Origin of the sequence: Streptomyces sp. NPDC101227, from assembly GCF_044767545.1 — a bacterium.
In the GTDB taxonomy this organism is placed as follows: Bacteria; Actinomycetota; Actinomycetes; order Streptomycetales; family Streptomycetaceae; genus Streptomyces.
Genome location: NZ_JBIWOD010000009.1, coordinates 265,136 through 277,245, shown reverse-complemented (window position 1 = coordinate 277,245; position 12,110 = coordinate 265,136). Strand labels below are relative to the sequence as shown.

Below are 12,110 nucleotides of genomic sequence, written 5' to 3'. Positions count from 1 at the left end.
CCGTGCCGGGCTGCCGGGCTCCTGGGCGGTCAGCTCTCCTTGGCGCCGGCCCGCAGCTGGTCGCGGTGGTTGCGCCAGCGCTCCATCATCCCGGCGAGCTCGCCCTGTATGAACTCGAAGAACGCGAGGGTCTCGCCGATCCGGTGGCCGGCCGGGGAGGTCTCGCCGAGGCTTTCGACGCCGTCGCGCAGGGTGGCCTCCCAGCGGGTGATGACGCTGTCCCGGCGGGTCAGGGCCTCGTACCACTGGTCGCTGTGGACGCGGTAGCGGTCGCGGCGGGAGCCGGGCTCGCGTTCGCGGCCGACCATGTTGACCTGGGAGAGGTAGCGGACGGCGCCGGAGACGGCGGCGGGGCTGACCTGGAGGCGCTCGCCGAGCTCGGCCGAGGTCAGGACGCCGGAGTCGGAGGCCAGCAGGCAGGCGAAGACACGGGAGGGCATCCGCGGCATTCCGGCGTCGACGAGCTGCGAGGCGAACCGTTCGACGAACTCCGAGACCGCCCCGGCGTCGCGCTTCTCCGGATCCCGCTGCGCCGGCCGCTGTTCCTGCCCCTGCTCTGCCATATCCGCATCATCTCCCCTGATCAGAACCGCGGCTCCAACTTAATGCAGTTTCTTAACTTCACAAATTTGTGAAACAAGCGTAGCTTCAAAATCATGACGAAGGCAATCTCTCCCTCTGTCGCGATCCGGGTGGCCGGGCTCCACAAGTCGTTCGGCCGGACCCACGCGCTGGACGGCCTCGACCTCAGCGTCGAGGCCGGTGAGGTGCACGGCTTCCTCGGGCCCAACGGCGCCGGGAAGTCCACCACGATCCGCGTCCTGCTGGGCCTGCTGCGCGCCGACGGCGGCACCGCGCAGCTCCTGGGCAAGGACCCCTGGCGCGATGCGGTCGCGCTCCACCGCCGCATCGCCTACGTACCCGGGGACGTCACCCTGTGGCGCAACCTCTCCGGCGGGGAGGTCATAGACCTGTACGGGCGGCTGCACCAAGGCAGCGGCGCGAAGCGTTTCGGTCGGGGCGCCGGCGGGCGACGGGCGGGCGGGCTGGACACCGCGCGCCGGGACGAGCTGCTGGAGCGGTTCGATCTGGACCCGACCAAGAAGGGGCGGACGTACTCCAAGGGCAACCGGCAGAAGGTCGCCCTGGTGGCCGCCTTCGCCTCCGATGTGGACCTGCTGATCCTGGACGAGCCGACGTCCGGACTGGACCCGCTGATGGAGGAGGTCTTCCAGAGCTGCGTCGCCGAAGAGCGCGACCGGGGCCGTACCGTCCTGCTCTCCAGCCACGTCCTGTCCGAGGTCGAGGCGCTGTGCGACCGCGTCAGCATCATCCGCAAGGGACGGACCGTCGAAACCGGCTCCCTCGGGCAGCTGCGGCATCTGACCCGCACCTCCGTCATCGCCGAGCTGGCGGGCCCGCCCAACGGCCTCGCCCACCTCCCCGGCGTGCACGACGTCACCGCCCGGCCGATCGACCGGGGCCAAGGACACCGCATTCGGCTCCAGGTCGACACCGACAAGCTCGACGCCGTGCTGCGCTCGCTCAGCGCATCCGGCGTGCGCAGCCTCACCAGCACCCCGCCCACCCTGGAAGAGCTCTTCCTGCGCCACTACCAGGACGACGTCCGCGGCGAGGAGGCGAGCGCGCGATGACCGCCGTAGCGGCCGCAGCCGCCCTCGCCCCGGTCCGCGGCCCCCGCCATCTGGCCGGTACCGGCGCCCTGTTGCGCCTCGCGCTGCGCCGCGACCGGGTGATGATCCCGGCCTGGGCGCTGGGCCTCGGACTGGCCGTGGCCGGCATGGGCTCCTCCTTCGCGGCCCTGTACGACACCGCCGCCAAGCGCGCGCAGCTGGCCACGTCGATGAACGCCAACGCCTCGCTGCGCGCCCTGTACGGCCCGGTCTTCAGCGACTCCATCGGTGGTCTGGTCGCCTGGCGGATGGCCGGCCTCGGCGCGGTTCTCGCCGCGGTGATGAGCCTGCTGATCGTCGTACGGCACACCCGCGAGGAGGAGGAGACCGGGCGTCAGGAGCTGCTCTCCGCGGCGATGGTGGGGCGTCGCGCGCCGCTGACGGCGGCGCTGCTCGCGGCCCTGATCGCCAATGCCGTGCTCGCGGCGCTGATCGCGGGCGGGTTGGTCAAGTCAGGGCAGCCGGCGACCGGTTCGCTCGCCCTCGGGCTCGCCGTCTGCTGCACGGGCATGCTCTTCGCGGGCCTGGCCGCCATCGCCGCCCAGCTCACCGAGAGCGCCCGGCCGGCCAAGGGCCTGACCGGTGCGCTCCTCGGCCTGGCCTTCGCGCTGCGCGCCGCCGGCGACGCCGCCACCGCCGGGGCGTCGTCGCCGCTCCTGTGGAGCTCGCCGGTCGGCTGGGCCGAGAACGTCCGCGCCTACGCCGACGAACGCTGGTGGGTCCTCCTTCTCTTCGTCGGCGCGACGGCCCTGGCCATCGCCGTGGCCTACGTCCTGACGGCCCGTCGCGACATCGGCATGAGCTTTCTGCCGGCCCGCCCCGGCCCGGCCCGCGCGCCCCGCTCGCTGAGCGGCCCGTTCGGCCTGGCCTGGCGACTTCAGCGCGCCACCCTGATGGGCTGGACGCTCGGCTTCCTCTGCGCCGGCGCCCTCTTCGGCGGCATCGCCAAGGGCGCCGCCGACCTGGTCGGCGGCAATCGCCAGACCCTGGAGATCGTCCAGCGGATGGGCGGCCAACAGGGCCTGACCGACGCCTTCCTGGCCACGATGGCCGGCATGCTCGGCATGATCGCATCGGTCTACGCGGCCGGTTCGGTGATCCGGCTGCGCGGCGAGGAAACCGGCGACCGCGCCGAACCGATCCTGGCCGGCGCCGTCGGCCGCCTGCGCTGGGCCTGCGGCCATCTGGCCATCGCCTATCTCGGCACCGCCGTGATCCTCGCCTGCGGCGGCCTGGCCCTGGGCATCGGCTACGGCCTCACCGTCCATGACGTCGGCGGACAGCTCGGCCCGGTGCTCGGCGCGACGCTCTCCCAGGTCCCCGCCGTCTGGGCCCTCACCGGCGTGGCCGTCCTCGTCTACGGGCTGCTCCCGAAGGCGTCCGGCGCCACCTGGGCGGTGGTCAGCGGCTGCCTCGCGATCGGCTGGATCGGCCCGGCGCTGAAGCTTCCGCAGTGGGCGATGGACCTGTCCCCGTTCAGTCATCTGCCCAAGCTGCCGGGCGGCGAGGTCGCGGCGGCCCCGTTCGTCTGGCTGGCCGCCCTCTCGGTGCTCTTCCTGGCCGCGGGCCTGGCGGGGCTGCGCCGGCGCGACATGGGCTGACCCGCGGGCCGCCCCAAGGCGTGCGCCGCCGGAGCCGTAGCGGACTCCGGCGGCGCACTTTTCGTACGTTCACCCGGTCCCGGTCGCTGGGGGGGGCGGGGCGCGCGAAACGCTGTCCACAGGCTGTGGGCAGAGCGCGCGCCGCCCGGCCCGTCAGCCGCAGCCCCTCCGCGCCGGGCGCCCGGCCGGGCCGCGGTCAGCCCCCGGGCGTCACCAGCCGCACCTCGTACGCGAACACCGCCGCCTGCGTCCGGTCGCGCAGCCCCAGCTTCACCAAGATGCGGCTGACGTGCGTCTTCACCGTCGATTCGGCGACGACCAGATGCTCGGCGATCTCGCCGTTGGACAGCCCCTGGGCGACCAGGACCAGCACCTCCGTCTCGCGTTCCGTCAGATCGCCGATGCGTTCCTGGGCGGGGGCGCGCGGGGTGCCGAGACGGGAGAACTCGGAGATCAGGCGCTTGGTGACCGTGGGGGCGAGCAGCGCCTCACCGGAGGCGACGATGCGGACGCCCTCGGCGAGCTGGCCGGCCGAGGCGTCCTTGAGGAGGAAGCCGCTGGCTCCGGAGCGCAGCGCTTGGTAGACGTATTCGTCCAGGTCAAAGGTGGTCAGCACCAGAACCTTGGCCTCCGCGTCGGCGGCCACGATCTCGCGGGTCGCCTCCAGGCCGTTCATCTCCGGCATCCGGATGTCCATCAGGACGACGTCCGGCTTGAGCTCCGCGACCTTGGCCACCGCCTGGCGGCCGTCGACGGCCTCGCCGACGACCTCGATGTCCGGCATGGCATTGAGCAGGACGGAGAATCCCTCGCGGACCATCACCTGGTCGTCGACGATCAGTACGCGGATCATGCCGTGGTCTCCCCTGCTGCCTTCGTCGACGTCTTCGCCACGGGCAGGAACGCCGCGACCTCGAAGCCGCCGTCCTCGGTGTGGTCGGCCGTCATCTCGCCGCCCAGCATCTGCACCCGCTCGCGCATCCCCAGCACACCGTGCCCCGCACCCGGTGACGGCTTGGCCAGCCGGCTCGGGGCGCCGTTGATGATCCGCAGGCCGAGCCCGCCCAGGACGTAGGAGATCTCCACCCGGGCATCGGCTCCGGGCGAGTGCCGCAGGGCGTTGCTGAGCGCCTCCTGCACGATCCGGTACGCGGACAGCTCGACGCCCTGCGGCAGCGGCCGGGGCGCGCCGGTGATCACGGCCTCGACGATCAGCCCGGCGCTGCGGACGCTGTCCAGCAGCGATTCGAGGCTGGCGAGGGTCGGCTGCGGCGCCTCCGGGTCGCTCTCGGCGAACGCGTCCGGGTCCTCGGAGCGGACCACGCCCAGGATGCGGCGCAGCTCGGTGAGCGCGGCCACGGCGTTCTCGCGGATCGTGGCGAAGGAGGTGGCCAGCTCGGGCGGGGTGTCCTTGACGCGGTACGGGGCGGCCTCGGCCTGGATGGCGATGACGGACATATGGTGCGCGACGACATCGTGCAGCTCGCGGGCGATGGTGGCCCGCTCCTCCAGGAGCGTGCGCCGGGAGCGCTCCTCGGCGGTGGCGGTCTGCGTCTCGACGACGTGCCGGCGCTCCTCCCGCCAGGCCCGTACCGCGGCCACGGCTGTCAGCATCAACCCGGAGAAGACCGCCACCGGCGGCAGATCGCCCGCATTGGCGCTGACGACGGACGTCAGCACGGCCGCCACCGCGAAGGTGACCAGCCACATCTCCAGCGCCAGCCGCGGCCGGGTGCGCAGCACCACCAAAGTCATCACGGCGAGGTGGGTGAGGTAGGCGAGCGGCGAGGAGAGGCCGGAGCCGCCCAGGGCCAGCACGAATCCGATCAGCGACAGCCAGAAGGCGCCCACCGGGCGGAAGAGGGTGAGCGCCACCGGGCCCGCGAGCAGCACGCAGACGATCCAGTTGAACACGCCGTGCACCGGGCCCAGCCCGTGACGCTCGGCCAAGGTCGCCAGGAAGACGCAGCCGGCGAACAGCCCGACGATGGAGTGCGGCAGCCAGCGCGCCCCGTGCCGTAGCCGCTCCGGCAGCCAGGGCACCCACCGGGCGACCTTGGCGTCCTCCAGCGGCGGCATCGGGTGGAAGGCAAAGGCATCGACGAAGAGGTCCTGGCGCAGCCAGTGCAGCGCGCCGCGGGCTATCCGGGCCTCCGAGCGCAGGTTGTCCTGCGTCTGGGAGGTGTGGGTCGTCTGGTTCACGCAGACAACGGTAAGCAAGAGCGGCCGCCGCGGCGTCCGCTGCGACGTGTATGTTCCGCCTCCTTCGCAGGTACTACGCAGTAGGGCGCAGTAGGACTCGGTAGGACCCAGTACGACCCAGCACTACGCCGACGAGCCCGACGACGACGCGCCCGGCGGGCTCGGGCGGAGGTGGTCGAGGAGGGTGCGGCAGGCCGCGGTGCCGGGGGTGACCGGGGCGTAGTGGCCGACGCCGGGCAGTTCGTGCAGGTCCGTCGCGGCGGGGTGGGCGGCGGCGTAGCGGCGGGAGAGCTCCGGCGGAACGTCGGGGTCGGCGGTGCCGTGCAGGATCGTGACGGAGAGGGCGGCGGGTGGCGGGTGGTGCAGCGGATCGGCGGCGGCGAGACGCTCCCGGAAACCGGCGCCCCCGGCCGGTCCCCCGCCGGCCGGTTCCTCATCACCGTCGGGGCCGGTGGCGGCGAGGAGTTCGGCGACCGCGCCGCCGCTGAGGCCCAGCTCATGGGCGCGGGCGAGATCGGCGACCGGCGAGACGGCGAGGACGCGGGTGACCGCCGTGCCGGGGCGGGCGGCGGCGAGCAGGGCGAGATGGCCGCCCGCGGAGTGCCCGATCAGGACGAGGCCGTGCCCGGCCCCGGCACCGCCGTCCACGTCCACCCCGGACGCCGCCGCCTCGGCCGCAACCGCCTCGACCGCGGCCGCCACGTCCTCGAACGTCTGCGGCGCGCCCCCGCCCGCCCCCACCCTGCGGTACTCCGCCAGCGCGACCGGCAGCCCCCGCCCGGCCAGCTCGGCAGCCAGGGGCGAGAGATGCCGGCGGTCGTACGCGGCGCGCCAGAAGCCGCCGTGCAGCAGCACGACGAGCGGGCCACGGCCCCCGCCCCACGGCCCGTACAGGTCCACCACCTGGTCCGGATGCGCCCCGTACGCCAGCGTCCGGTCCGGCGCCACCGGGGCGAGCCCCAGCAGCGCCGTCTCCTCGTCCGGTGCGCTCACGCGCCGGGTCCGGCCGCCGCCGGGCCCTCGGGCAGCGCCCGCAGCACCTCGCCCAGCACCCACGCCGCCCGCTCCGCGTCCGCGAAGGAGGTGTAGAGCGGGGTGAAGCCGAAGCGCAGCACATCGGGGTGGCGGAAGTCTCCGACCACCCCGCGCCGGATCAGTTCGGCCATCACCTCGGCGGCGATCGGGGTGCTTCCCTGCTCGACGGAACCGGCGCGCTTGGGGGAGCACGTCAGCGACACCTGGCTGCCCCGCCGGCTGTGGTCGCGCGGCGTGACCGAGCGGACCAGGCCGGGCGGCGTGTAGGCGTCGACGCAGTCGAGGAAGAAGTCGGTCAGGGCGAGACTCTTGGCGCGGACGTCCTCGATCGAGACGCCGTCCCAGGCATCCAGCGCCGCCTCCAGGGCGAGCAGCGACAGGATGTCGGGGGTGCCGACCCGGCCGCGGACGATGCCCTCGGCCGGGGTGTAACCGGGGGCCATCCCGAACGGCTCGGCGTGGGAGTTCCAGCCGGGCAGCGGCGAGTCGAAGCGCTCCTGGAGGCTCTCGCGCACATAGAGATACGACGGCGAACCGGGCCCGCCGTTGAGGTACTTGTACGTGCAGCCGACGGCGAGATCGACGTGGTGCGCGTCCACCCCGACCGGCAGCGCACCGGCGCTGTGGCACAGGTCCCAGACGGCGAGCGCGCCGGCGGAGTGCAGCGCGGTCGTGATGCCGGGCAGGTCGTTGAGCTGTCCGGTCCGGTAGTCGACATGGTTGACCAGCGCGAGCGCGGTCCGCTCGGTGACCTCGTCGGCGATCCGCGCGGGCTCGACCGGGCGCACCGCGAGGCCGGTCATCCGGGCCGCTGACCTGGCGATATAGCCGTCGGTCGGGAAGGTCGTGGCGTCGACGAGGATCTCCGTGCAGCCCTTCCCGGCCATCCGGATGCCGCCGACCACGGCCTTGAAGACATTGATGCTGGTGGAGTCGCCGACCACGACGCGGCCCGGCGCCGCCCCGATGAGCGGTGCGATCTTGTCGCCGATCCGCTCGGGCGCGGTCCACCAGCCGGATTCGTCCCAGGAGCGAATGCGCAGCTCGCCCCATTCGCGGGTGATGACGTCGGCTATCCGGCCCGGCACCCCGCAGGGCAGCGCGCCGAGCGAGTTGCCGTCGAGGTAGACCGTGTCGTCGAGCACGAAGCGGTCGCGGACCGTCGCGCCGAGCGGGTCGGCGGCGTCCAGCTGACCGGCCCGTGCGGTGTGTTCGCGGTCCTGTGGTGTGTTCTCGGGGGTCTCAGACATGGCTGCGCGCCGTCCACAGCTCGGGGAAGACGTTCTTACGGGCCCGCTTCTCCAGCCAGGCCACCCCCGCGGAGCCACCGGTGCCCATCTTCGAGCCCATCGCCCGCCGGGTCGCGACCAGATGGTCGTTGCGCCATCGCCAGACCAGCTCGCCGACGTCGGTCAACGCCTCGCCGAGACGGACCAGTTCGTCCTCCTGCGAGCCGGCGTAGATCTCGGCCCAGACGGCCTCGACGGCCGGGTCGGGCTCGTAGCGCAGCTCCGGATCCCGCTGGAGCACGGCCTCGGGGACGGCGTGGCCGCGGCGTGCGAGCAGCCGCAGCACCTCGTCCCACAGGCTCGGTTCCTGGAGCGCCTTCTCCAGTTCGGCGTACTCGCGCGGCGCGCCGCGGTGCGGGACCAGCATCGATGCGGACTTCTCGCCCAGCAAGAACTCCATCCGCCGGTACATCGCGGACTGGAATCCGGAACCCTCGCCGAGCGCGGCGCGGTAGGCGTTGAACTGCTCCGGGGTCAGCCGGGCGAGCGGCTTCCAGGCGGCGTTCAGCGCCTCCAGCTCGTAGGTGGAGCGGCGCAGCGCGTCCATCGCCACCGTCAGATCGTCGCGGCGCAGCGCCTCGGCGGCGGTGCCCCATTCATGGACGATGACCGTGAACCACAGCTCCATGACCTGGGTGGTGACCAGGAAGGCCATCTCACCGGGGTCTTCGGAGAGCGGGTGCTGGAGGTGGGTGAGGACGCCCGCCTGGACGTAGTCCTCGTACGGGGTCGTGGTGCTGCTGCCGATGCTCAGATCGGGGGCGAACGGAAGATCCGCCGCTGTTTCACGTGAAACAGTGCGGCCGCACATCACGGCCGAGCCGGACTTGGCCGGAGAAATCGGAGAAGGTTGCGACATGAGGGACTCCTCAGGTGCGAACTACCGGGTAGCGGTCCGCTCCTTCCTTGTCGGCACGGGAGCCCCGGTCCCCTCGGGCGAGGTGACGACCCCGCCCACCTGAAATCATCGGTGCTGTTCTCCGGGCGCGCAAGGGCCGACCGCGATCATGCGGCCGGCCCCTGGAAGTCTCCGTCCGGCGACGTCAGGACAGCGTGTCGGCCGCGGTCGGCGAGGAGTCGCGCAGGAACGCCGTGCAGCGCTCGTATTCCTCCTGCTCGCCGATCGTCTGCGCGGCGCGGGCGAGGGCGTGCAGCGCGCGCAGGAAGCCGCGGTTGGGCTCGTGCTCGAACGGCACCGGGCCGTGGCCCTTCCAGCCGGCCCGGCGCAGGGCGTCCAGGCCGCGGTGGTAGCCGGTGCGGGCGTAGGCGTACGACTCGACGACCCGGCCTCCCTCGAACGCGTCGTCGGCGAGCTGCGCCCAGGCCAGCGAGGAGGTCGGGTACTTCGCGGCGACATCGGACGGCGCCGTGCCCGCGGCGAGCAGCTCACGGGGCTCGGGGTCGTCGGGCAGATGGGTCGGGGGCGGTCCCCCGAGGAGATTCTCGTGAATGGCCATGTCTCAAGTCTGCCTGGTCCCCGGCCCGGCCCGCCCGACGGCTACCCTTCGCCCGGTTTCGGGGACCGGGCCTCGCCCGGGTCCAGCGGCGGAGCGCTCACTCCGCAGTGGTACTGGCACTCCGCGTGACACCGCTCGGGTGCCTCGGGTGCCGCGCCGCGCAGCACATCGGTCCGTACGGTGAGCCAGGCGATCAGCGCCCCGGCCAGCAGAATCCCCGCGCACAGCGGCATGGCACGCCGGAAGGTGGCCGCGAACTCGTCCGCCGAGCGGTAGGCCTCCGGGCTGACGCCCGCGAGCAGCGGCAGCGCGGCGACCGCCAGCAGTCCCGCGGCCCGCGCCGCCGCGTTGTTGATGCCGCTGGCCAGGCCCGCCCGGTCCACGTCCACCGCCGCCAGCACGGTCGCGGTCAGCGGCGCGACCAGCGTCACCATGCCGATGCCCAGCACCACCAGCGCGGGCAGCACATCGGCCGGGTACGACGCATGCTCGCCGACCCGCAGCATCAGCAGCATCCCGGCGGCGCACAGCACCGGCCCCACCGTGAGCGGGATCCGCGGCCCGATGCGCTGGCCCAGCTCCCCGGAGCGGGCGGAGAACAGCAGCATCAGCACGGTCGTGGGCAGCAGCGCCGTACCGGCCTGCAGCGCCGAATAGCCCGACACGACCTGGAGCTGGAGCACGGCGAGGAAGAAGAAACCGCCGAAGGCGGCGTAGACGCAGACCGTCACGGCGTTGACGGCGGTGAACTGCCGGATGGCGAAGATCGACGGCGGCAGCATCGGATCCGGACGCCGCCGCTCGACGCGTACGAACAGCGCCCCGAGCAGCAGACCGAGCACCGCCGGGACGATCACCCCGGGCGTCGCTCCCCCGGCCGGCGCCGCGATCAGCGCATAGGTCACCCCGGCCAGGGCCAGCGCCCCCAGCACCGCGCCCAGCACATCGAACCCGTGGCGCGCGCGGGCCGCCCGCTCCCGGGTCTCGGGGACGTGCCGCATCGCGACCGGTGCACACACCGCCGCCAGCGGCACGTTCACGAAGAACACCCAGCGCCAGCCCGGCCCGTCCACCAGCCAGCCGCCGATGAACGGCCCGACCGCCGCGGCCACCCCGCCGAGCCCCGACCAGGCGCCCACCGCCCGCGCCCGGTCGTCCGGATGGAAGACCGCCTGCATCAGCGCCAGCGAACCCGGCGTGAGCAGCGCCCCGCCCACGCCCTGCAGCGCACGGGCCGCGATCAGCACCCCGGCGTTCGGCGCCAGCCCGCACAGCAGCGAGGCCGCCGCGAACCACACCACGCCGATGACGAAGATCCGGCGCCGCCCGTACAGGTCGCCCAGGGAGCCCCCCAGCAGGATCAGCGAGGCGAGGGTGAGCATGTACGCGGAGACCGTCCACTGGAGGACGCCCAGGTCGGCGTTGAGGTCGCGGCCGATGGTGGGCAGCGCGACATTGACGACCGTGCTGTCGAGCATCGCCATGCCGGAGCCCAGCACGGCCGTCGTCAGCACCCATCGGCCCTGCGCCGAGGCCAGCCGGACCCCGCCGGGCGCGCTCGGTTCGCTCATACGGTGAGCATGCCCGCATCCATGCCCGTTCGCCCGCCCGGCGGGACGCGACAGGGCCCCGCATCCCGGAGGATGCGGGGCCCCGCGTGCCTCGGCGGCCAGAAGCCGCGGCGGCCTTACTTGATCTTGGTACCCGTGGAGCGCAGGTTGGCGCAGGCCTCGGTCACGCGCTTGGCCATGCCGGCCTCGGCCAGCTTGCCCCAGCTGCGCGGGTCGTAGGTCTTCTTGTTGCCGACCTCGCCGTCGACCTTCAGCACACCGTCGTAGTTGCGGAACATGTGGTCCGCGACGGGGCGGGTGAACGCGTACTGGGTGTCGGTGTCGAGGTTCATCTTGACCACGCCGTTCTCCAGCGCGGTGGCGATCTCCTGCTCGGTGGAGCCGGAGCCGCCGTGGAAGACGAAGTCGAACGGCGCGGTCTTGCCGTACTTGGCGCCGACGCCCTCCTGGAGGTCCTTGAGGAGCTCGGGGCGGAGGACGACATTGCCCGGCTTGTAGACGCCGTGGACGTTGCCGAAGGAGGCGGCGAGCAGGTAGCGGCCCTTCTCGCCCAGGCCCAGCGCCTCGGCGGTGCGCAGCGCATCGTCGACCGTGGTGTAGAGCTCGTCGTTGATCTCGTGGGTGACGCCGTCCTCCTCGCCGCCGGTCGGGGTGATCTCGACCTCGAGGATGATCTTGGCGGCGGTGGCCTTGGCGAGCAGCTCCTGGCCGATGGACAGGTTGTCCGCGAGGGTCTCGGCCGAGCCGTCCCACATGTGCGACTGGAAGAGCGGGTTCAGGCCCTTGGCGACGCGCTCCGCGGAGACGTCCAGCAGCGGGCGAACATAGCCGTCGAGCTTGTCCTTGGGGCAGTGGTCCGTGTGCAGCGCAACGGTGATGTCGTACTTGGCGGCCACCACGTGCGCGAACTCGGCGAGCGCCACGGCGCCGGTCACCATGTCCTTGTTGTACTGGCCGCCCAGGAACTCCGCACCACCGGTGGAGATCTGGATGATGCCGTCGCTCTCGGCCTCGGCGAAGCCCCGCAGCGCGGCGTGCAGCGTCTGCGTCGACGTGACGTTGATGGCCGGGTAGGCGAACTTGCCTGCCTTCGCCCGGTCGAGCATCTCGTTGTAGACGTCGGGGGTTGCGATGGGCATCTGTCCGCTCCTTGTGTATGCGGGTGTGCGTTCTTGGCCCTGACCAGGGGGCGAGGACTTCGCCGGGGCCATCTTCCCAGACTCGGTCGGTTGCTCCACATCGCCCATCCGGCCTTCATGCG

11 protein-coding genes are annotated in these 12,110 nt (G+C 72.7%); 2 read left to right on the top strand and 9 right to left on the bottom strand.

The genetic code is table 11. From position 1 onward, the window contains the following. Positions 1–29: 29 nt before the first annotated feature. A complete protein-coding gene (locus ACIRPT_RS22995) occupies positions 30–563 on the bottom strand; it encodes a GbsR/MarR family transcriptional regulator (protein ID WP_403829890.1) in 534 nt (177 codons plus the stop codon). Positions 564–656: 93 nt separating this feature from the next. On the opposite strand from ACIRPT_RS22995, the gene ACIRPT_RS22990 reads away from it, so the two are divergent. Beyond that, positions 657–1,655 carry an ATP-binding cassette domain-containing protein gene (locus ACIRPT_RS22990; protein ID WP_403829888.1) on the top strand — a complete coding sequence of 333 codons (999 nt, stop codon included), beginning with the start codon at positions 657–659 and terminating at the stop codon, positions 1,653–1,655. After that, complete coding sequence (locus tag ACIRPT_RS22985) at positions 1,652–3,295, top strand: ABC transporter permease (RefSeq protein WP_403829886.1); 1,644 nt, start codon at positions 1,652–1,654, stop codon at positions 3,293–3,295. Before ACIRPT_RS22990 ends, ACIRPT_RS22985 begins: the two co-directional genes overlap by 4 nt. Positions 3,296–3,491: 196 nt before the next feature. On the opposite strand, the gene ACIRPT_RS22980 is transcribed toward ACIRPT_RS22985, so the two are convergent. The 8 genes from ACIRPT_RS22980 to fbaA all read right to left on the bottom strand — a co-directional run bounded on the left by ACIRPT_RS22980 (position 3,492) and on the right by fbaA (position 11,988). Next, on the bottom strand, positions 3,492–4,148 hold the full coding sequence (locus tag ACIRPT_RS22980; protein ID WP_403500411.1) for a response regulator: 657 nt from the start codon (positions 4,146–4,148) through the stop codon (positions 3,492–3,494). Then, positions 4,145–5,497, bottom strand: coding sequence for a sensor histidine kinase (locus ACIRPT_RS22975; RefSeq protein ID WP_403829884.1), 1,353 nt, complete (start codon positions 5,495–5,497; stop codon positions 4,145–4,147). Before ACIRPT_RS22975 ends, ACIRPT_RS22980 begins: the two co-directional genes overlap by 4 nt. Before the next feature lie 123 nt (positions 5,498–5,620). Then, positions 5,621–6,490 carry an alpha/beta hydrolase family protein gene (locus ACIRPT_RS22970; RefSeq protein WP_403829882.1) on the bottom strand — a complete coding sequence of 290 codons (870 nt, stop codon included), beginning with the start codon at positions 6,488–6,490 and terminating at the stop codon, positions 5,621–5,623. Next, the gene (locus ACIRPT_RS22965; RefSeq protein ID WP_403829880.1) at positions 6,487–7,782 is read right to left on the bottom strand and encodes a kynureninase; all 1,296 of its coding nucleotides are present in this window, start codon (positions 7,780–7,782) and stop codon (positions 6,487–6,489) included. Before ACIRPT_RS22965 ends, ACIRPT_RS22970 begins: the two co-directional genes overlap by 4 nt. Next, the gene (locus tag ACIRPT_RS22960) at positions 7,775–8,632 is read right to left on the bottom strand and encodes a tryptophan 2,3-dioxygenase family protein (protein ID WP_403830030.1); all 858 of its coding nucleotides are present in this window, start codon (positions 8,630–8,632) and stop codon (positions 7,775–7,777) included. Before ACIRPT_RS22960 ends, ACIRPT_RS22965 begins: the two co-directional genes overlap by 8 nt. Positions 8,633–8,864: 232 nt before the next feature. Next, a complete protein-coding gene (locus tag ACIRPT_RS22955; RefSeq protein WP_403500400.1) occupies positions 8,865–9,278 on the bottom strand; it encodes a DUF3151 domain-containing protein in 414 nt (137 codons plus the stop codon). A 41-nt stretch (positions 9,279–9,319) separates the two neighbouring features. Then, positions 9,320–10,849, bottom strand: a complete 1,530-nt coding sequence (locus ACIRPT_RS22950) for an MFS transporter (protein WP_403829878.1) — start codon at positions 10,847–10,849, stop codon at positions 9,320–9,322. A gap of 116 nt (positions 10,850–10,965) precedes the next feature. After that, positions 10,966–11,988, bottom strand: a complete 1,023-nt coding sequence (gene fbaA, locus ACIRPT_RS22945; protein WP_403500394.1) for a class II fructose-bisphosphate aldolase — start codon at positions 11,986–11,988, stop codon at positions 10,966–10,968. Positions 11,989–12,110 lie beyond the last annotated feature (122 nt).

Bases quoted from the DNA above. Each gene is read 5' to 3' on its own strand.
- ACIRPT_RS22995 (WP_403829890.1), bottom strand. From the start codon at position 563: ATGGCAGAGCAGGGGCAGGAACAGCGGCCGGCGCAGCGGGATCCGGAG.
- ACIRPT_RS22990 (WP_403829888.1), top strand. From the start codon at position 657: ATGACGAAGGCAATCTCTCCCTCTGTCGCGATCCGGGTGGCCGGGCTC.
- ACIRPT_RS22985 (WP_403829886.1), top strand. From the start codon at position 1,652: ATGACCGCCGTAGCGGCCGCAGCCGCCCTCGCCCCGGTCCGCGGCCCC.
- ACIRPT_RS22980 (WP_403500411.1), bottom strand. From the start codon at position 4,148: ATGATCCGCGTACTGATCGTCGACGACCAGGTGATGGTCCGCGAGGGA.
- ACIRPT_RS22965 (WP_403829880.1), bottom strand. From the start codon at position 7,782: ATGTCTGAGACCCCCGAGAACACACCACAGGACCGCGAACACACCGCA.
- ACIRPT_RS22960 (WP_403830030.1), bottom strand. From the start codon at position 8,632: ATGTGCGGCCGCACTGTTTCACGTGAAACAGCGGCGGATCTTCCGTTC.
- ACIRPT_RS22955 (WP_403500400.1), bottom strand. From the start codon at position 9,278: ATGGCCATTCACGAGAATCTCCTCGGGGGACCGCCCCCGACCCATCTG.
- ACIRPT_RS22950 (WP_403829878.1), bottom strand. From the start codon at position 10,849: ATGAGCGAACCGAGCGCGCCCGGCGGGGTCCGGCTGGCCTCGGCGCAG.
- fbaA (WP_403500394.1), bottom strand. From the start codon at position 11,988: ATGCCCATCGCAACCCCCGACGTCTACAACGAGATGCTCGACCGGGCG.